Annotated in this window: 13 protein-coding genes; 5 read left to right on the top strand and 8 right to left on the bottom strand. The window is 67.1% G+C overall.

The genetic code is table 11. The annotated features are described in order from the left end of the window. Positions 1–287: 287 nt before the first annotated feature. Positions 288–1,385 carry an endonuclease NucS domain-containing protein gene (locus tag ABWI04_RS05145; RefSeq protein ID WP_353831603.1) on the top strand — a complete coding sequence of 366 codons (1,098 nt, stop codon included), beginning with the start codon at positions 288–290 and terminating at the stop codon, positions 1,383–1,385. 667 nt (positions 1,386–2,052) lie between these two features. Continuing rightward, positions 2,053–2,352: an NIPSNAP family protein gene (locus ABWI04_RS05140; protein WP_353831602.1), complete on the top strand. Its 300-nt coding sequence runs from the start codon at positions 2,053–2,055 to the stop codon at positions 2,350–2,352. Here ABWI04_RS05140 and ABWI04_RS05135 read toward each other — a convergent pair. The 3 genes from ABWI04_RS05135 to ABWI04_RS05125 all read right to left on the bottom strand — a co-directional run bounded on the left by ABWI04_RS05135 (position 2,346) and on the right by ABWI04_RS05125 (position 7,395). Beyond that, the gene (locus ABWI04_RS05135) at positions 2,346–5,882 is read right to left on the bottom strand and encodes an nSTAND1 domain-containing NTPase (RefSeq protein WP_353831601.1); all 3,537 of its coding nucleotides are present in this window, start codon (positions 5,880–5,882) and stop codon (positions 2,346–2,348) included. The genes ABWI04_RS05140 and ABWI04_RS05135 overlap by 7 nt on opposite strands. Before the next feature lie 470 nt (positions 5,883–6,352). Then, positions 6,353–6,604: a DUF397 domain-containing protein gene (locus ABWI04_RS05130; protein WP_353831600.1), complete on the bottom strand. Its 252-nt coding sequence runs from the start codon at positions 6,602–6,604 to the stop codon at positions 6,353–6,355. Continuing rightward, a complete protein-coding gene (locus ABWI04_RS05125; RefSeq protein ID WP_353831599.1) occupies positions 6,595–7,395 on the bottom strand; it encodes a helix-turn-helix domain-containing protein in 801 nt (266 codons plus the stop codon). Before ABWI04_RS05125 ends, ABWI04_RS05130 begins: the two co-directional genes overlap by 10 nt. Positions 7,396–7,532: 137 nt before the next feature. Here ABWI04_RS05125 and ABWI04_RS05120 point away from each other — a divergent pair, with 137 nt between their 5' ends. Beyond that, positions 7,533–7,934 carry an ATP-binding protein gene (locus ABWI04_RS05120; RefSeq protein ID WP_353831598.1) on the top strand — a complete coding sequence of 134 codons (402 nt, stop codon included), beginning with the start codon at positions 7,533–7,535 and terminating at the stop codon, positions 7,932–7,934. Between the two features lie 41 nt (positions 7,935–7,975). Here the strand turns inward: ABWI04_RS05120 and ABWI04_RS05115 are convergent, their stop codons facing one another. The 5 genes from ABWI04_RS05115 to ABWI04_RS05095 form a co-directional block, all read right to left on the bottom strand. Further along, positions 7,976–9,547 (bottom strand): serine/threonine-protein kinase, encoded by a 1,572-nt coding sequence (locus ABWI04_RS05115; protein WP_353831597.1) that lies wholly within the window; start codon positions 9,545–9,547, stop codon positions 7,976–7,978. Between the two features lie 112 nt (positions 9,548–9,659). Beyond that, a complete protein-coding gene (locus tag ABWI04_RS05110) occupies positions 9,660–12,824 on the bottom strand; it encodes a type I restriction endonuclease subunit R (RefSeq protein WP_353831596.1) in 3,165 nt (1,054 codons plus the stop codon). Positions 12,825–12,827: 3 nt separating this feature from the next. Further along, entirely contained in the window at positions 12,828–14,108 is a 1,281-nt protein-coding gene (locus tag ABWI04_RS05105) for a restriction endonuclease subunit S (protein WP_353831595.1), read from the bottom strand. Continuing rightward, a complete protein-coding gene (locus ABWI04_RS05100; protein WP_353831594.1) occupies positions 14,105–16,108 on the bottom strand; it encodes a type I restriction-modification system subunit M in 2,004 nt (667 codons plus the stop codon). The genes ABWI04_RS05105 and ABWI04_RS05100 overlap by 4 nt, the downstream gene beginning before the upstream one ends. Before the next feature lie 80 nt (positions 16,109–16,188). Then, positions 16,189–18,282 (bottom strand): N-6 DNA methylase, encoded by a 2,094-nt coding sequence (locus ABWI04_RS05095; RefSeq protein WP_353831593.1) that lies wholly within the window; start codon positions 18,280–18,282, stop codon positions 16,189–16,191. A gap of 129 nt (positions 18,283–18,411) precedes the next feature. Here ABWI04_RS05095 and ABWI04_RS05090 point away from each other — a divergent pair, with 129 nt between their 5' ends. Next, positions 18,412–19,344 (top strand): exonuclease domain-containing protein, encoded by a 933-nt coding sequence (locus ABWI04_RS05090; protein ID WP_353831592.1) that lies wholly within the window; start codon positions 18,412–18,414, stop codon positions 19,342–19,344. 157 nt (positions 19,345–19,501) lie between these two features. Next, the gene (locus tag ABWI04_RS05085) at positions 19,502–19,981 is read left to right on the top strand and encodes a DUF4352 domain-containing protein (RefSeq protein ID WP_353831591.1); all 480 of its coding nucleotides are present in this window, start codon (positions 19,502–19,504) and stop codon (positions 19,979–19,981) included. Positions 19,982–20,123: the final 142 nt, after the last annotated feature.

Below are 20,123 nucleotides of genomic sequence, written 5' to 3'. Positions count from 1 at the left end.
CCCACCTTCTCCGCCCGAGGTGAGGAGCAGCATCCTTGACCCATCTGGTCGGGATGGTCAGCGAAGAGCTCGGCGCATCCGTGCCGCAGGAGTCCATGGAGGCCGACGCTTGATCCATGACGAAGCCCGCGGAGGCTCCCGGTGGAACGATGGAACACCGGGTCGTAATGAGAACAGCCGCTGGCCGGCGAAGGGATTCGCGGTCCTGGCAAGATCGACCGTATCGTCTCGGCGTGCTGGCACGTGCGATTTGATTTACTGGCTTGCGAGACGACGAGGAGGCTGCAGTGCCGCTGGAAATCGGATTGTGGCGCGTCGACGACGAGCCGGTAAAGGTCCCCATGGCGTCGATGCCGCTGGAGTCGCGCCTTGAAGACCTGATCGAAGCCGACCCGAGCCTGCTCGGCCTACCGCTTTTGCTCATTGGTCGCCAGGTTCCCACGGCCTACGGCACCTTCATCGACCTGCTGGGAATCGACGCGGAAGGCACGCTGCACGTGCTGGAGCTCAAGCGGAACCGCACGCCACGCGATGTTGTAGCGCAGGTGCTGGACTATGGCTCCTGGGTGCACGGTCTTACCAACGAAGAGGTCCGTGCGATCTACGCCCAGTACATGCAAGCACGCGGCAATGACATGGAACTTGACCAGGCTTTCGCCGAATGCTTCGACTCTGGCCCTCCAGATGCCTTGAACACCGCCCACACCCTGACCGTGGTGGCCAGCGACATCGACGCCGCAACTGAACGAATCGTGACGTACTTGGCGTCGGATTACCAGGTACCGATCAACGTGCTGTTCTTCCGCTACTTTGAAGATCAGGGCCACAAGTACCTCGCGCGGACCTGGCTGATGGACGAGGCGATAACGGCCGCTGCAGCGACAGGGCCCAAGAGCCAGAACAAGAAGGAGCCTTGGAACGGGCAGGACTGGTACGTCTCCTTTGGCGAGGAGGAAGGTATCCGAGACTGGTCGGATGCCCGTCGCTACGGCTTTGTGTCCGCTGGCGGCGGTGACTGGTTCTCCCGGACGCTGCGGGCCCTTAAACCCGGCGCGAGAGTGTTCGTGCACATTCCCAAGGTGGGGTACGTCGGCGTCGGCACGGTCTCGCAGGAAGCCCAACCCTATGAGGATGCCGAACTTGTTGTTGGCGGTGTCCCCCAGAAGATGGCCGGCCTGGACCTGGCCGGCCGCTACCGCCATGACCTGCCGGAAGACGAACAGGATCGCCGCGAATGGGTCGTCGCCGTGGATTGGCAGGCAACCGTCTCCCGCGATCAAGCGCTCTGGAAGACCGGCATGTTCGCCAATCAGAACTCTGCGTGCAAACTCCGAGCCAGCTTCACCCTGGACGAAGCCACCCGCTATTTTAAGATCGACGTTTAGTTCGATGCTGCCTATCCCTCGTTGACCCAGTCGGCTGAAGCCAGCAGCGGGGCGTGGGATCTCCATCGGTAGGGTGGCGGTGGCTTCTTGAGTGCCGGTCCACAGCTTTCCGCCGTCCTTGCCTACGGGTGCCTCCAGCGCTCGGAGCCAGGCGTTTCCGGAGGACGTCGTGACGGGGGCGCCGATGGTCCTTCCGCTATGGCCCCACGCTTCGGCTTTGCCGCGAGTGGGTGTGCAGCCGATCCGGAACGTCGCGCCAGCGAATGCGGCGTGCATCCGCTCGCGGACGTCGGGATCGTCAGGCTCGGAGAACACGGCAGATGTCCTGGAGATGTGGGAGTGGAATGGCTGGCCGCTGGAAGAGCTGAGTGCTTCTCGCCAGTGTGGCGCAGTCGATGCCGAGAGCAGGGCTCCGGTGAGTCCAGGCGTGGGGGTCACTACCGCGAGCGTCGCGGCGACCTGTGGGGAGCGGGACTGATGAACTCGGCCAGGTCGGAAGTGACCAGGTCGATGAGTTCGCCGCCGTTCAGTGGCGCGGAGGCCCACACCTCCAGACCGGCCCCGGCGGCCTCCACCACGGGCCGACGCGAACTGCGTGCGTGGTTGGCTGAGTTTTGTAGGGCGGGTGTTAGCCGACGCTGCGGATTCCAGGTGGAAGAGGGTCATCGTGCCGAAGACCGTTCAGTTGAGGACGTACACGATCAGAGAAGGGCTGCTCGAGGAGTGGGCGGCCAGGTGGCGGGAGTCGGTGGTGCCGCTGCGGTTGAAGCTGGGGTTCGGGATCGGGGGTGCCTGGCTTGATCACGAGCACAGCCGGTTCGTGTGGGTGATCTGGTACGAGGGGGAGGAGACGTTCGAGGAGGCGAACCAGCGGTACTGGGCGTCGCCGGAGCGGGAGGCGATGGGGCTGGACCCGTCCGAATACCTGGTCGATCGGGACGTGCGGGTGGTCGAGCAGGTCTACTGACCGGGCTCGGGGAGTAGGTGGGCGAGGCGTTCTTCTTGCGCCAGTGGGCGGAACACGCGGGTCCCGGCCTTGGATTTCAGGACGTCGAGGTCGACGTCGAAGGGCCAGAGCCGGGCGGTGCCGTCGAAGGAGGCGGAGATGACGGTCTGGCTGTCCGGGGTCCAGGTGACGGAGACGACTGGGCCGCGATGGACACCGACCACGCCGATCTCGGCGTAGGTCCTTCCCGCCCACAGACGGACGGTGCGGTCGTAGGACGCAGTGGCGATCATGAAGCCGTCGGGTGACCAGGCAACGCCGGCGACGCGGGCCTCGTGGGCGTCGAGGACGGCCAGTTGCTCGCCGGTGGTGGCGTCCCAGACGCGAGCGGTGCCGTCAGCGGAGCCGGTGACGACCCGGCGTGCGTCAGGGGACCAGGCGATGTCGTCGACCCAGTTGGCGTGGCCGTGCAGCGTCATGACTTCGCCGGGGTCATGGACGTTCCAGATGCGGGCGGTGCGGTCGTCGGAGGTGGAGCCGAGGTGCGTCCCGGTGGGCGACCAGGCGAGGCCGACGACCCAGTCGTGGTGACCGGCCAGGCTCTCGGTGGAGTCGTGGTCGCCGCGGGGGTGGAGGACGATGGTGCGGTCGTGCCCTGCGGTTGCGAAGGTGTCCGAGCCAGGGCACCAGGCCACGGCCTCATGAATGTCGCTGCTGGGAATCCGTTCGCCGGAGATGTCACCAGGTGAGGCTTCGTCCAGCCTCCACAGGCCGATCGTGCGGTCGCTGGAACAGGAGAGCAGCATCGTGCGGCCTTCCACGCTGTTCCAGGCGAGGTCGTGGACGGTGTCCTGGTGGGCGGTGATCACGGCGTGGAGGGTGCCGTCGGCGGCGTCCCAGATCCGGATCGTCGCGTCGTCACCAGCGGTGGCGATCAACCGTCCGGACGGCGTGACCGCGGCGGCGCGGACGGGGCCGCGATGGCCGGCCAGTTGGAGCCCCTCGGCGCCCTTGGGGGTGACGTCCCAGATGCGGGCGGTCGTGTCGGCCGAGCCGGTGGCCAGACGCGTGCCGTCGGGTGACCAGACGACGCCCCACACGTCGTCGGTGTGGCCGCGGAGGGCGAAGATCTCCTCGCTGGTCCGCGGGTTCCAGACGCGGGCGGTGTTGTCGCTGCCGCAACTGGCCAGGTAGGCGCCATCGGGTGACCACGCCACGTTCCACACCCGGGTGCCGTGGCAGCGGATGAGCCCGGTCTGTGCTGAGGAGCGGATGTCCCAGATGCGCATGGTGCCGTCGCCTCCGGCCGACGCGACGAAGGCTCCATCGGGGGACCAGGCGACACCTTCCACGAAGTCCTGGTGACCGTGGAGCACCGTGGCCGAGCCGGCGGCGAGATCCCAGATACGGACGGTCCTGTCATGGGATCCGGTGGCCAGCAGGTTCCCGCTGGGCGAGAAGGCGATGCCGAGGATGTTGTCGGTGTGGCCGTGCAGCTCGGTCAGGAGTTCGTAGGTGTCGGTCCGCCAGATGCGCACCACCCGGTCGCGGGCCCCTGAGGCGATCCTGGTTCCGTCCGGTGACCAGGCGACGGTTCGCGCGACGTCGGTCGCGCCTGCCAGCACAGCCAGCGTGTGGCCGGTGGCGGTGTCCCAGACGCGGACGGTGTGGTCGCGGGAGGCGGTTGCGATGCGGCGGGCGTCCGGTGCCCAGGCGACCATCTCCACCATGCCGTGGTGGCCTTCCAGCATGGCGGTGTTGGAGCCGGTGGTCGCGTCCCACAGCCGGCATGTGCCATCGCGGGACGCGGTGGCGATCAGAGCCCCGTCGGGCGACCAGGCGAGATTGCGGACCGCGTCGGTGTGCCCGTCCAGTACGTGGGTCAGGTGGCTGAAGGCCAACGCTGCCATGAGTGCCCGGGTGGCGGCGGGGGTCGGCGGGCACTCCGACAGTGCTGCCGCGGCCAGCAGGATCGCCAGCTCGGGGTACTGCTCGGCGTTGGCCAGGACGTACTGGCCGACCCCCTCCGACACGCGTCGCAGGAACGCCAGGTCGCGCCGTTTGGACGCCTCGATGAACGCGCGGATCTCGCCGCTGTCCTGCCCGGCGGACTCCAGGCCCTCCAGCCACTGCAGCGCGAGCTGGAGTCGCTCGCCGGTCAGCAGGTAGTCGGCCTTGTGCCCGGCCTGGCGCCAGTCCGCGGCCCATCGTTCCAGCTCGGCGCGGCGCCGAAGCAGCTCCGCCCGTGCCTCCACCTCCTGGCGCAGCGGCGCCCACTGGCGGAACAGCGCCTCATGCGCGACCTGTGCGATGGGCGTTCCCTCCCACACGTCGGTGATCAGCAGCCGGGCCTCCACGAACGCGGTGACGACGCGTCGCTCGTCCTGGCTCAGATCGTCCAGGACGACGCGGCGGCGGGTGGCCTCGGTCCCTTCCGTGGTGACGAACTTGAACAGCACCGCCAGGATCGGCTCGATGCCCTCGTCTCCGCGCAGCGCGATGACGAGCTGGTCGGCCTGCCGGGACAGCGCGCCCGCAACCCCGCCGAGCCGGCGGTACGCGTCGAACGTGGCGACCTTCCCGCGCCCGGCCGCGAAATACAGCTCCTGTAGCAGATAGGCCAGCAGCGGCAGTGCGTCGGCCGTCCCGGTGTCCTCGACGATCCTGGTGACCAGGCCGGGCTCGAACCGCAGCCCGGCCAGTGTGCCTGGTGCCTCGACCACCGTCGCGAGTTCGGCCCGCGTCAACGCGCCGAGCGCTATGGGGCGGGCGAACAGTGCGGCATGGCCGGTCTCCAGGAAGGAGCGCAGGAACTCGATGCGGACCGTCGCCACCACCCACAACCTGGAATCGGCACGCAACGCCGCCGACAGCGCCGACAGGAACAGGTCCCGCTGGTCGGATCCGGCGAGCGTGAACAACTCCTCCAACTGGTCGACGGTGATGAGGACGCGGGCGTCGCGCCGCCCCGAACGCCGCCGCGTCTGTGCGACCAGTTCGGCCAGCGCGGACGGCGCGCCTCGCAACCGTTCTGCGTCCAGAGCGCTGCCGAACGTCGTCGCCAACGCAGCGATCGGATCGGACCCCGGCGTCAGTACCGGCTGCACCAGCCAGCGGCGCCCGCGCAACCTGGGGATCAACCCCGCCTGCACCAGCGAGGACTTGCCGCTCCCCGACGCCCCGGCGACGACCACGAACCGCTCGCCATCGCGCTGGTACAGCTGACGGAGCAGCGTGCTCACCGGCTCGTCCCGTCCGAAGAACACCGCCGCCTCGTCCTCGGCGAACGCCTCCAGCCCCGGATACGGAGTGCGGCCCGGATCCCACTCGCGCTCCGGCGCCCGCGGCGGATTCTCCAGCCGCGCCGACACTGCCGTCAGGACGATCAACGCCACGATCAGTACCCCGAGCCCGGGAACGGCGAACTTGCGCAGCAGGTCCAGCGGCAGCGGCGCGTCGTCGCCCCCAGTCGCGTAGTTCGTCAGGATGCCCAGAAGGGCGAGCACGACCACGAGCAGGACGTTCAACGCGATGTTCAGGCGGGGTCTCATTCGCCGCACCATCGGCACGCGCCGCCCATCCCGCTACCCACGCGACCCCACCCCGTCCCCGGACACGGCCTGATCTTCTTCAATAATCGAGCGGGACGCCATTGCTGCAAGGGGAAGGCGATGCTGAAGGTCCGACCCGAACGACTGCGGTCCTGGACGTCCGGATGAGCGCTGCACGGAGTACGACCAGGTCAGCCGCGCACACTCGCCAGCTCGACGCACTCGCCGCCATTGCTGTGGGGTCGGCTCCCTTGCGCCGGGTGAGGCTTCCGAGGGGCATGAGGCCAGTGTCGGACGCGCGGCTGGACCTGTCAGTGGGCATGCCGCTCGGCTGGGGCTGCCTCTGGTGGAGGTGGACGGGCGTGGGGTCTTGCCTGTGGGGACGGTGGGGTGCGGTGGGTCGTCCGGGTCGGGGGACGGGACGACTCGCCGCTGCCGGTGGTCGGGGGCGGCGCGGGAGTGCCGGGTGGTCAGTGCGTGTCGGCGGCGGCCTGGACGGCGGTGCGCAGGGCCACGCGGGTCAGCAGGAGGACGGCCCCGTCCGGATCCTTGCTGTCCCGCACCGCCACCGCCCCGGCTGCGCCCGCCAGTTCCACGCAGTCCCCGCCGTTCTCGCCACTGTGGCTGCTCTTGCGCCATGGGAGCCCCGCCACCTCGACGCAGTTGCCGCCGTTCTCGCCGCTGCGACTCGCCTTGCGCCAGGTGACGTTCGTCAGGTCCATTTCTCCAGCGCCTCTTTCATCTTGTCCCGGGACATGTCTTCCGGGAGCGCTCTCGCGCGCAGCTCCCTGAGCGATTCGGAGAGTTTGGCCAGGTCGGAGGGGTTGTCGGTCGTGATGCCTCGCACCGTCGTCTCCAGGTAGGCGACCTCACTCCGGTCCTCCATCGTAGCCACGACGAAAGCGCCTCCCGTGCCTGCCGGACGCCCGTTGTTCCGGACGATCTGGATGGTGACGTTGGGAAGCTCGCTCATAGCGATCAGGTGCTCTATCTGCTCGCGCATTACCTCCGGCGAGGTCACCAAATAGTCGAGGACGTGTTCACTCAAAAGTGCGACCAGCGCTGTGGGGGGTGCGTCCTCCCGGGTGAGGATGGCCTGACGCGCCATGCGAGCTTCCACTGCCTCGTCCGAGTTGAGGAAGCCGCGGGCGTAGGCCGGAGTCTGGAGCAGCCCGGGGACGATCGTGTGCTGCCAGGTGACGAGTTCCGCGGCGTCCGACTCGGTCTGGGGCCAGTCGAACCAGCTCGGTACCGGGTGGCCGTCCCGGTTCAGGTCCTCCCACAGGCTGAGGAGCGATCCGCCCGCCTCCAGGTAGGTGTCGACGGTCTCCACGAAGGAGCGGGTGGCACGCTTCTTGCCGTTCTCGATTCGGCTGACTTGCGCAGTACTGACCTTTGTCAGGTGAGCAATCGTCTCCTGCAGAACGTCTTTGGCTTCTCGTAACCGGCGCATCTGGCGGCCGAAGGCCACGAGCGCGGGGGACTCGTTGGGACGCTGACGCCGTGGCGGCATGATCGCTTACCCCTTTCGGTAACTTGCTCCCACACCTGTGGCGCTTGCTGACGAGATCCGCTTTAGAGCGGCATGCCAAACCTAGCTCCGAAAGTGGCTGAATGTGTGGTGTTCACCACACACAGTGAGGAGAGGTCATGGGCGAGGCGGCGCGTCACGAGCACGAATTGGTGGTGAAGAACGACCTCAAGGTCGTCGCCGAGGTCCGGCGGTTCGTCCGGCTGGTCACCGGCCAATGGGATATGGACGACTTCGTCCCCTGCCTGGTGGCCAGCGAGTTGGTCACCAACGCGCTCCAGCACGCGATATCGGAGTCGGACGAGGATGTGATCTTGCGGTTGAGTCGCACCGAGGACGACGCGCTGTGGATGGAGGTCCAGGACGCCGCCTACGCCCTCCCGCACATGCTGGCGGCCGACACGACCAGCGAGACGGGCCGCGGCCTGTTCATCGTCGACCAGTACGCCCGCTGCTGGGGCATCCGCGCCCTGGCCGGCAACGTCGGCAAGGTCGTCTTCGCAGTCCTCGATGGCTCATGACGACCGCAAAGGGGGAGCGGTACCGTCCGGCGAGCGGCGCGCTATGGGGTCGTGGGGAGGCGTATGCGGACGAGGATTTCGGCGATCTCGCGAGTGCGCTCGTCATCGGGGCCGTTGATGACCAGGTGGTCCTGGAAGAGGTGCTCGAACACGTTGTCTGCGGCGGTCTTGTCGCCTGCCGAGAGCAGGAGCATGCCAATGCTGTGCCGGATGTCGAGCGCGAGTTCGCTGGCGTGGCTGTCGGAGGCGGCAACGTCGTCGAGGAGGCTCTGGAACTGGTCGAGCGCAACGGTGGTCTGGCCGAGGTTGGCGCGGCAGAGGGCGGCGTAGCGACGAGATACCAGTGCGCGATCGCTGGTCGGCCCGGCAGTGCGGGCGTAGGCGCCGGCCAGGGCATCAAACTCGGGAAGGGACGTGCGCGAGTCCCCGCCGAGGAAGAGGATCAGCGCGCGGTGGAAGCGAAGCTTGAGTAGGTCGGGGCTTTCGGAGCCCAGCATCTTGGCTGCCGGATCGATGACCGCCTCGACGACGTCGGCCGCCTGCGCGAACCTCTCGTAGCCGAGAAGCTGGGTGGACCGCTTGAGCGCGTCATCGATGGCGGCCCGGAGTTGGGTCGGAGGTGTGGTCGGCGCCTGCGGCACGCTGGGCGGTGCCGAGACGGGTGGTTGACGGCGCGTGCGCCGGCGAGGGGCGTTCGGCTGCCGATACAGCAGAGTCGGGTCAGGCATTTCGCCAAGTCGCTCGCTTGTGGCGACCGCCGGTGAGCTGGGGGACGGCAGGAACGGGAGAAGGCGCTCGTAGACGGCGTAGGCGTCGGCCGGCCGCTGTTCGGGCTTCTTGGCGAGCAGATCCAGGACCAGCTTTTCCAGTTCCGGCGCTACATCCGGACGCAGCTTGCGTAGCGGCTCGGGTGTGGCGGTGAGGTGCTGCTTCCAGAGTTCGTACTGGCCATCGCCAATGAAGACTGGCGCGCCCGACAAGAGTTCGTGCAGGACGCAGCCCAGCGCGTAGAGGTCGCTCTGCGGGGTCACCTGGGCGGCGTTGACCTGTTCGGGGGACATGTAGCGGCTAGTGCCCATCGGGCTGCCCGTGACCGTGATCTTGGTGATGTCGCGGCGGAGGATCGCGGCGATGCCGAAGTCGAGGACCTTGACGGTGCCGTCGTCGGTCACCAGGACGTTGTCGGGCTTCAGGTCGCGGTGGACGACCGGAATCGCGTGCGCGTGGGACAGGACGGTGGCGATCTGCGCGCCGACCGCGGCGGCCCAGGCGATCGGCAGCGGGTCGTCCGGGTCGATGTAGGAGCGCAGGTTCCTGCCCTCGATGTACTGCATCACCAGATAGAGGCGATCCGCGGAATCGGCCTCCAGCACCGCGTCGTACACCTGTGGAACGCCGTGATGCTGGATGCGGGCGGTGACGCGCGCTTCACGGCGGAACCGTTCGGCCAGGTCGGCGATGCGCTCGGGCGAGAGCAGCATGTCGGGGCGGATGGCCTTGACGGCGATCTCGCGGTCGAGGGTCGAGTCGTAGCCGCGCCAGATCGTGCCCATGCCCCCGGAGCCGATCTCCTCGATCAGTTCATAGCGGGTGGCAATGGTTCGGATCGGCATCCTTGCTCCGCGTGCATTGGCTTTTGTCCGGTGTGGCCAGTGTTATGGCGGCGGAGATCGGCTGTCCAGCCGTCCTCCGATTCGCTCGGAGAACGGCCGGGCAGGCGAAGGATCAGTCGACGCCGGCCTGCTCGCGCAGGAGTTGCCATGCCGCGCGGCGGGCGCGGCTGTTGAGGGACGACTTGAATTCGGGGTCAGAGCCGAAGTACTTCTCGCCGAGGGTGGCGATGGTGTCGACGTGGTCCATCATCTTCTCCTCGAAGACCTTGTCGAAGACGACCCCGAAGTTCTCCTGGTCGTTGTTGGCGACCGCGGCCTGCTTCACCTTCGGCTCGGCCATCGCCTCCTCGAAGGGCCGGATGATGTCCTCTTCGGTGAAGTCCGTGCCGAACTTGGCGTTGAACTTCTCGATCAGCTCTGTCAGCGGCGACTTCTCGGGCTCTTGGGCGCCACCGGCGCCGTCTCCGAACCCCTTGACCACCGTGGCGCCCTCAGGGGCGAGGCTCAGGTCGTGCTCGCCGGTCTTCTCCACCCGCATGTGGCTGAGGTCGACCTCGCCGATGTCGACACCGCCGTCGGCGCGCCTGGGAAGCCGGTTGAGCAGGTGCCGCCCGTACAGGTGGAGGCGCTCCAGTTCGGGGTCGCGGTACGGGACGATCTGCGAGAGGAACCCGTACTTGCGCACGTAGTCGTTGAGGTTCGCGCGGAAGTCCTCGGCGGCCTCGTGGTCGTCCTCGTCTTCGCTGTCGATCAGCGCGGTGAAGCGCTCGACGGCCGGGTTGAGCAGCCGGTACAACTCGGCGTGCAGCTTCTCCCATCGTGCGACCGAGCCGCCGGCCTTCTCCTCGGCTTCGAGGTAGGCGCGCGCGAACTCGTCCATTTCCGCGTCGACGAGGATCTGCGCGGACATGACCCGGCTCTGCGCGGAGTAGAGGAGGTTCGGGTCCGACGGGAGGGTCATCGCCTCCTCGTAGTACGGCCGGAAGTACTCCTGGATCTCGTTGGCGTCGTTGACGAAGTCCACGACCGCCAGGTCTGTCTGGCTCTTGCGGTCGGCGGTGCGGTTGAGCCGGGACAGCGTCTGGACGGCCGAGATCCCCGCCAACTTCTTGTTGACGTACATCGTCGTCAGCAACGGCTGATCGAAGCCGGTCTGGTACTTCTCGGCGACGATGAGGATCCGGTACTCGGGCTTTCCGGGACCACCGGTCTGCGTGCCGAGGTCGTCGGCCCGCGTGTACGCGAACGCCTTGGGGAGGGCGCTCTCGGGCAGGCCGCCGTTCTCCTTGGACTCGGTGACCTCGTCCTTCTCATAAGTCAGCGAGCCGGAGAACGCCACCAAGACGTCGATGCCGTATCCCATGTCCTCGATGTGCTGCTTGATCGCACGCGACATCTGCACGGCGCTCTTGCGCGATGCGGTCACCACCATGGCTTTGGCACGTCCACCGAGCCGCCCCTGCGTGTGCGCCCGGAAGTGCTCCACGATGATCTTCGCATGCTGCGCGACGGTCGAGGGATGCGTCACCGCGCACCGCGCCAGCAACGTGTTCGCCTTGGACGGGTCGACCTCGCGCTCGTCGGGGTTCTTGTTGACGAGCTTCCAGTAGGTGTCGTAGGTGACGTAGTTGCGCAGCGGGTCGAGGATGAAGCCCTCCTCGATCGCCTGCCGCATCGAGTAGGTGTGGAACGGCCGGTACATCGGCTTGCCGTCCACAGTGCCCAGCGTTCCGAAGTGTTCCAGCGTCTTGCTCTTGGGGGTGGCCGTGAACGCGAAGTAGGAGAGGTTGGACGCCTGCGAGCGCTGCGCGGCCTTGTGCTCCAGCTTGGCCTTGACCGTCGTGGCGCCCTCGTCATCGGTGTCGGCGTCCAGGGCGTCCAGGCCCGAGTCGCGCAAGGCGGCCTTGACCGCCGTCGCCGCGTCCCCGGACTGGGAGGAGTGCGCCTCGTCCACGATGATCGCGAAACGATGCCCGGCGATCTCGGTCGGGTTGCGCCGCAGGAAGTCGATCAGCGCCGGGAACGTCTGCAGCGTCACCGTGATGATCTTCCCGGACGACTGGGACAGCGCCTTCGCAAGCTGCTCGGACTTGGCACCGATTTTCTCGTCGATCTTCACCACGAGCCCCGCGGTTTGCTCGAACGCGCCGATCGTCTCCCGCAACTGGGCGTCCAGGTTCCGCCGATCGGTGATGACGATGACCTTGTCGAAGACCGGCGTCCCCGGCTCGACACCGTTCGCCACCGCCTCCGGAGCCAGGTCCGCCGCGTTTACGGAGGTGTGGAGTGACGACAACCGGTGCGCCAGCCACGCGATGGTGTTCGACTTGCCTGAGCCGGCCGACGCCATCACCAGGTAGTCGTGCCCGGCCCCGTAGCGGGCGGCGTGCGCGGTGAGCTTCTTCACCACGTCCCACTGCTGGTAGCGCGGGAAGATCAGCGTCTTGCTCGTGCGCCCGCCAGCGCTCTTGGTCTTCTGCTCGTGGACGAACCGCTGGAGCATGTCCAGCCAGGTGTCCGGCTCCCAGGTTCGCGTCCAGAGGTATGAAGTGGCATACGTCCCCGGCTCGACCGGCGCAGGATTGCCCGCGCCGCCAGGCTGGCCCGGCCCTTCAGACCCGGTGTTGAACGGCAGGAACCGCGTCTTCTTGCCACGCAACTGTGTCGCGACGAACACGAGATCAGGATCGACGCAGAAGTTCGCCACCACCCGCTGCCGGAAGATCAGCTCGCTCGGATCGCGGTCGCTGCGGTACTGCTCCTTGGCCTGCTCGACGCCCTGCCCGGTCAGCGGGTTCTTCAGCTCGGCCGTCGCAAGCGGAATCCCGTTGACGAACAACGCCAGGTCGAGGCGGTTTCCTTTGTCGGCCTGCTTGGTCGCGTACTCCAGCTCCCGCACGACCGTCAGCCGGTTGGCCCGGTACTCGTCCAGCACGGAGTCGTCCAGCACAAGGTTCGGCTTGAAGTACGCGACGCGAATCAGGACGCCCCGATCCTTCACGCCCTTGCGGAGGACGGTGAGCACCCCGTCCTCGGCGATCGCCTTGTCGAGCCGCTTGGCGAAACCGACTTGAGCGGCCTCGGTGCTGTTCCCGTAGAGCATGACGAGGCGTTCCCACTCGTCGCCCTGCGTCGCCCCGATGAACGTGAAGAGTTGCCGCGTGTCCAACCCGAGCTCTGGCCGGTAGTCGCGCGGATTGCCTTCCAGCCAGCCGCCCTTGAGCATCACCGCGACGATCGCGTCCCCGAACGCCTTCTCGTCATGCACAGGACTCATGCCCTACTCCGTAACCCCACGACCGGACGCCGTGGACACATCGAACTGCCCCGTAACCGCCGCCGTAATCAAAGCCTGCCGCCGCTCCGCCAGAACTTCGAGCTGTCGGTCTAGCTTGCGTTGCAAATCGTCACCCCTATGACTCACTTCGTCCATCTGGAGGGCGATATTGCGCTGCTCGCTGGGAGGTGGGCAGGGGATGCCGAGGCCAAGAAGCGTGGCAATATTGATGCGCGTGAAGGTGCTGCCGATCTGCAGTGATTCGATCTCACCCTGTACGACCACATTGAGTACGAAGGAAAGAAAGAGTTGATCTTGATCGACACTTGTGATTCGGCATACATCTTGCCCCATTGTAAATCTTGCGGCGGTGTCGACGTATGCGGCTATGCCGACGGACGCATTCCTGCTATATACAATGTCGCCTTTGCGTGGCCTTCTCAAGTCATCCGCTAGGTCGCGATAATCGGACTCGCTGACGAAACGATGTGCCCGCGATAGATCCAATCTTCCGGGTTTGATGTCGCCAGGGCTGATTACAGGAATGCCGTGATCTAGGTATGTAGGGGTACGATGCTTGCAGTCAATTACTGTCCATCGCCGCTTGAGGGGTAGGAGTTTCCAGCCCTCAGGGAGGTTGGGTATCCACGGGCTTCCTGTGTTGTATATATTCTTATATTTGGCAACGCCTGTCGCCAGTTCTGAAATGCGTTGATTTGTGTGCTCCACAAGGAGGCTCTTCTGGCGCCACCGAGCCTGTAGTAGCTTGTCGATGCGTCTAGTCTCGGCGTCGAGAAAGTCGGCAATGCGTCGCTGTTCTGTCAATGGCGGAACGGGTAGGACGAGATTGGCTAGCATTGCCGAATCGAATGCTGTCGATCTCTCTCTAATTCCCTTGGCGAGTGAAGTGATATGCCCATTTAGGGCCATTTGTCGGATAAGATAAGCGTAGTAGCGAAGGTCGGCCTGCGACGTAGGTGTGTATGCATGGACAACGGGCGATGCTTTGCCATTGGAGTCGGATATGCCAATAGCTCCAGCAAATCCGTCCATGCTGTGGACAACTAGGTCGCCCTTCCTGATGCCTTGGTAGCCGATTTCTTGAAGGGCTTCGGTAAATCCGCTCAGTCGCCGGTTGGCTCGCAGGGTCACTGTACCATCGCGAAACGCAGTTACAACCCGATCGCTGCTATTGATCGAACGGCGTTCGCGATTCATCAACCACTTGGCGCGTTGTACGGGCCATGATTCAGGAATGCTGCCGATTCCCACGATCGAGGTCATTCAGTCACCTCACTGAGCAAGGTCTGGATCTCGGCTTCGAGGGTCTTGAGCTCTGCGTCGATCTCCGACAGGGGGCGTGGGGGGGTGTAGACGTAGAAGTGGCGGGTGAAAGGGATCTCGTAGCCGATCTTGGTTTTGGAGTGGTCGATCCAGGCGTCGGGGACGTGCGGGAGGACCTCGCGCTTGAGGTACTCCTCGACGTCCTCGTCCAGCGGGACGTTCTCGTAGTCGCGGAGGTCGGTGTCGGGTTCGATGACGCCCTTGCGCACCACCTGCACTTCGCCTTCGGGGTCGCGGACACCGATGGCGTCGCGTACGGCCTTGGCGAACGGCGCGCCGGGTGGCCACTGGAGGCCAGCGTCCACGACGGCGCCCATGAGGGCGTTCAGCATCTCCGCCTTGGTCGGCCAGGTGGTGCCGAGGAGCGGGCGGACCGCATTGATGAAGGCTTCCGCGTAGCCGAGCTTCTGGACCTGCTTCGTCGCCTCAAGCGCCGCGAGGGTCTCGTCGGTCAGCGCGAAGCGGAGCTTGAGCGGGCGTTCGACGGTGATGCGGTGGTAGCCGAAGTCCTGGTTGCGGAAGACCTTCACCTTGCCGTGCAGCGGGTGCTCGGGGTCGTCGGCGACCTCCAGGGCGTCGCTGTAGAGCTGGGTGATCTCGGCGATGTGGTCGGGACGTCCGTCCTGGCCGTCGCCGATCTCCTTGCGCTTGTCGCCGAGGGACTTGCGCATCTTCTGCCAGTAGTCCCGGGCGTCCAGCAGGATGACCCTGCCCTCGTGGTCGGCGTGCTTGCGGTTGGTGACGATCCAGAAGTACGTCGAGATGCCGGTGTTGTAGAACAGCTGGTCGGGCAGGGCGACGATCGCCTCCAGCCAGTCGTTCTCGATGATCCACTGGCGGATCTTGGACTCGCCGGACTCGGCGGCGCCGGTGAACAGCGGGGAGCCGTTGAAGACGATCGCGACGCGGCTGCCGCCGGCCTCCCGCGGCTTCATCTTCGAGATCATGTGCTGGAGGAAGAGGAACGAGCCGTCGTTGATGCGCGGGAGCCCGGCCCCGAAGCGTCCGGACTCGCCGAGCGTCTCGTGCTCGTGCTCGACCTCCTCCTTGACCTTCTTCCACTCGACGCCGAACGGCGGGTTCGCTAGCAGGTAGTCGAACTTGGCGGTGCGGTGGCCGTCGTCGCTGAAGGAGTTGCCGAACGCGATGTGGTCCGGGTCCTGGCCCTTGATCATCAGGTCGGACCGGCAGATGGCCCACGACTCGGGGTTGAGTTCCTGCCCGTAGACCTCGACGGTCGCGTCCGGGTTGAGGGAGGTGATGTACTCCTGGGTCGTGCTGAGCATCCCGCCGGTGCCGCAGGCCGGGTCCAGCACCTTGCGCACGACGCCGGGGACGCTGAGTGCGTCGGCGTCCGGCGCCACCAGCAGGTTGACCATCAGCTTGATGACCTCGCGCGGCGTGAAGTGCTCACCGGCCGTCTCGTTGGAGAGCTCGGAGAAGCGCCGGATGAGGTCCTCGAAGAAGTAGCCCATCTGGTGGTTGGACACGACCTCGGGCCGGACGTCCAGGTCGGCGAAGCGTCCGACGACCTTGTAGAGCAGGTTCGCGCCGTCCAGCCGCTTGATCTGCTGGGCGAACTCGTACTTCTCCAGCACCTCACGCGCGTTCGGGGAGAAGCCCGCGATGTACTTGGCGAGGTTCGTCGCCGCGTGCTCCGGGTCGTTGGCGATCTTCTCGAGGGTGTAGCCGGTGGTGTTGTAGAAGGACTGGCCCGATGCGCGGCGGAGGAACCGGTCGGTGTCCATGTCCTTGCCCTTGAACCGCTCGACCGTCTCCTGGACGGCCGCCCGGGTCGGCTCCAGGACGGTCTCCAGCCTGCGAAGCACGGTGAACGGCAGGATGACCCTTCCGTACTCCGACTGCCTAAAGTCGCCGCGCAGAAGGTCGGCGACCGACCAGGCGTGGTTCACCAGTTCGGTGTGCTTGCTCGGGTTCAAGGGGTTCCCTTCTTGGTGTGGCGGACCGTGGGGCCAAGGGCTATCAAGTCTGGTTCACCAGAGCCGCGTGGTGCTGGCCCTCATGGCAACTCGGGTCCATGGGGCAGCAGCGCTCCGCCGCTGAGGGTGGTGGCTATGAGCTCAGCCATCTCGTTCGCGCACGTCGCAGCGCTTTGCGCGCACCTCCTGAGCTCGTGGACATTTCGGAACGCCTGGCCATAAGCGGTCTGCTCGTCCAGCGGGAGCAGAGGGACGCGCAGGCGGGACGCCACGAGTTGGTGCGTGGAGGAGCCGGTGGTCGCCTGGTTGACGTTGTCGGGTGCGCTGACGAACCCGGCGAGGAACCACGGATCGAGACGTGCCGGGTCGGGCCGGAGCAGGAACACGCCGCTGCCGAGCAGGCATCCGGCGTCGTCGTCTCCGGCCACCCGTGTCGCGACGCCCTGGGGGCCGACGACCTGAGTGACCAGGACGTCTCCCGCCTCGATGACGAACGGGTCGGCCAGGGGCGTCTCGCGGGCGTCGCCGCTGGCCCGCGTGCCGTCGAGCAGGTCACGGGCCCGGAGCACGGGACGGGCCGCGAGGTCTGTGGGCGGGGTGTCGGCCGAGGAGGCCCGCACCCCCCGATGGACGGCGAGCGCGCCACCGCGGGCGAGGTCGGCGATCGTGGCGCTGCGCCAGGTGCGGCTCGCTTCCCCGGCCGAGGCCAGCGGCCCGATCTCGCTCGCTTTGGCCAGCGCGGCCACGCCCGTCTTGAGTCGTTCGGTGAGCTTGAGGACGTCGCGCAGGGCCGCGTCCGGAGTGACCATCGGCGCCGTGCGGACGTGCCGTGCCGGTGAGAGATCGACGAGATCGTCCAGGAGGTCGATCGTCGCCACTGCGCGGGCGGTCCCCGGGATCTCGGTGAACTCTGTCGGCGCGGTGAACGCCTCCCACGTGCTGAGGATCGTCTTGCGGAGCTTGCCCGTGTCCGGCGCCCTGCCTTGGCTGGACGGCTCCTCCGTGGCGGCGGCCTCGTCGGAGGCATCCATCAGCAGGACCTGGTCCGGGCCGGAGCGGCCGGCTTCGGGGCGTCGCAGGATCCACAGGTGAAGCCCGATGTGGTGCGGTACGGCGAGGCCCGGCGGGAGCGCGATGATCCCGCACAGTGCCCCCTGCCGCAGCAGTTCGACCCGGATGCGGCGGCCGGACGAGCGTGACGCGGTCGCCGGCGGGAGCAGCAGCACGGCGCGGCCGCCCTCGGCCAGATGCGCCAATGCGTGCTGGATCCAGGCGAGTTCCGGTTCCGAGCGTGGTGGGACGCCGTAGGCCCATCGCGTGTCGAGCGCGAGTTCGTCGTGCCCCCAGTCGCGATCGCCGTAGGGCGGGTTGCACACGACGGCGTCCACAAGCAGGTCGGGGAAGGCGTCGTTGCGCAGGCTGTCCCCGGTCCTGACGTCCACGGAAGCCTTGGGCACCGTCTCGGCCAGCCGGGTCTTCGCTTGGGCCGCTGTGACAGGGCGGTACTCCTGGCCGTTCACGCTCGCGCCGGGCTTGAGGGCGGCCGCGGCCGCGGCGAGGAGGCGCCCGCCCCCGCAGGCCGGGTCGAGAACGCTGCGGACCCGCTGGCCTTCGGACGTCGCCAGCCCGGCCATCAGGTCGGCGAGCGCCTCCGACGTCGGATGCGTCCCGCGGATGCCGACCGGTCCTTCGGTCTGATCGTCGAGGACGTCGAAGACGGCAAGCGGGCCTTCCTCGTGCGCCACCTTCGCCGCCGAGCGCAGGAGCTGCGCGGGGACGTCCGCAAGGCCCGCTTGACCGGCTCCGGTCGACGAGAGCGCTTCCGCGTACAGCGCGATCAGTGCGCTGTCGTCCAGGGCCGCGGCTTCAGCGCGCTTCTTGGTGTCCAGTCCGGCCAGGTGTGCCGTGAAAAGGGCCACGGCCTCGGCTTCACGCGGCGGGCGCCCGTGCAGGTGCGCCCGCAGGTCGTCCCTGGACGAGCGCGCGGGAAGGCGGCCTCGCGCGTCGAGCCACGCCTCGATCTGCGCCCGGTCGTAGCTGGGGCTGGCCTCCGTCCCCCCGCTGGGCTGCGGAAAGTCGGGGTGGCGCCGGCGCCAGTTGCTCACGGTCGCCCGCGTCACCCCGGCGAGCCGAGAGATCTCGGCGGCGGTCAGTTGCTCGCTCTGCGATGCCATCAGAACTTCCTCGTCAGCTTTCGGGAGCAGCCCAACTGTACAGCATCCAATGATGCAAAGCTGTTTGACAGTGCTTTCACGTCGTGCTCTCATAGTCATGCTTTCAACCGCTCGACGCTAGGAGCGAGGATGACGAGTTGGGTGGCGATCGACTTCGAAACGGCGAACGCCCGGCGGGCAAGCCCGTGCTCGGTCGGACTGGTCAAGGTGAAGGGAGGGCGGATCGTCGAGGAGTGGTCATCGCTGATCAGACCCCCCGACGGGCACGACCTCTTCGACGCCTTCAACGTCGGAATCCACGGCATCACGGCGGACCGCGTCAGAGACGCTCCCGGCTGGTCGGAGACGCTGGAGCACATCGTTCGGTTCGTCGGCGATACGCCCTTCGTGGCGCACAACGCCGCCTTCGACATCGGGGTCCTCGCCGACACGTGCGAGGCGAGCGGCCTTCGCGTCCCGGACCTGCGGTTCGCCTGCACGCTCGTGGTCGCAAGACGGACCTGGACCGGCCTGCTCGCCTACAAGCTCCCGGTGCTCGCCGACGCCCTGGGCATCGAACTGCCGCACCACCACGACGCCGGCGATGACGCGCGGGCGGCGGCCCAGGTGATGCTCGCCGCGCTGAGACGGCAGGGGACGGCCACCCTTGACGACCTCCTTGCCGTCCAGCGGATCCAGATGGGCTCCTACCGCGGCGGCGTCCGCCGGGGGTGCAAGTACCGGGGAGCCACGCGGCGCGAGCCGTACCCGGATGCCGAGCCCAACGCCGACCCGGACAACCCGTTCTACGGACTCACCGTCTGCCTCACCGGATCACTGCCAGGGATGACGAGGACGGCGGCCGCCGAACGGATCGCCGCCTTCGGAGCCTGGACCGTCCCCCACGTCACCAAGTTCGTCGACCTGCTGGTGGTCGGCGGCATCGAGCCCTACCAGCTCGCCCCCGGGGCGAAGAAGACCGGCAAGCTCGCCAAGGCCGAGCGGCTCCGCGACTCCGGTCACGACATCACGGTCATCGACGCCGAGGAGTTCTACGAGCTCCTCGCGGTCGCCGAGGGCTGACCAGCTCATGCGGAAGCGCGCCGCGGCCTCCGCTCCCCGAAGACGCGCCGCCGTCCGCTTGACCAGCCCTACCCCTAAGCGGGCGGCGGCGCCCCGCCAACACGAACCCCATCCCAGGGCGCCGTGCAGAACGCGCCCGGACACAAAGGAGCGCCCCATGCGCAAGATCATCCTCGGCCTCGCCGCGGTCGCCGTCCTCACCGCCGGCTGCAACCTCGAAGAGGACCCGGTCGCCGTCCAGTCGGCCGACCCGGGCAAGTCGGCGGGCAAGAGCGGCGCCGCGTCCAAGGGCAAGGCCAAGGCCTTCCCGATCAAGCTCACCGCCAAGCGGGCGCGCGCGAGCAAGAGCGTCCTGAGCGACGGCGGCGCCCTGTCCTGCGTCAAGGTCACCGTCACCAACCAGACCAAGAAGCAGCTCGAGGTCAACCCGCTCTACTTCTCCATCACCGACACCAAGAACACCAAGCACGACAGCAGCTCCGCCCTCGGCGAGTACGAGGGCCAGATCGACACCACGGAGCTCGCCCCCGGCGAGAAGGCCACCGGCCTGGTCTGCGCGAAGGGAGCCTTCCGCCCCAAGATCGTCGCCATGACCAACCCGCTGTTCTCCGAGGCTGCGCGAGCCCAGGTCGCCTGATCAGGGACGGGGCCAAAGGAAAAGGCGGTTCGGGATGCGAGACGCCGCTTCATGGCCCAACCCGGTCACCACGTGCGCTGTTTCGTCTCTTTAACCAGATAAGTCGCAACACGCGGCTACCGTTTCGCAGGTCACTGGAGTT

The organism is Actinomadura sp. NPDC000929, from assembly GCF_040492065.1.
Lineage (GTDB): Bacteria > Actinomycetota > Actinomycetes > Streptosporangiales > Streptosporangiaceae > Spirillospora > Spirillospora verrucosospora.
Note: the sequence above shows the minus strand (reverse complement) of the source record. Positions and strands in the feature narration are given on the sequence as shown.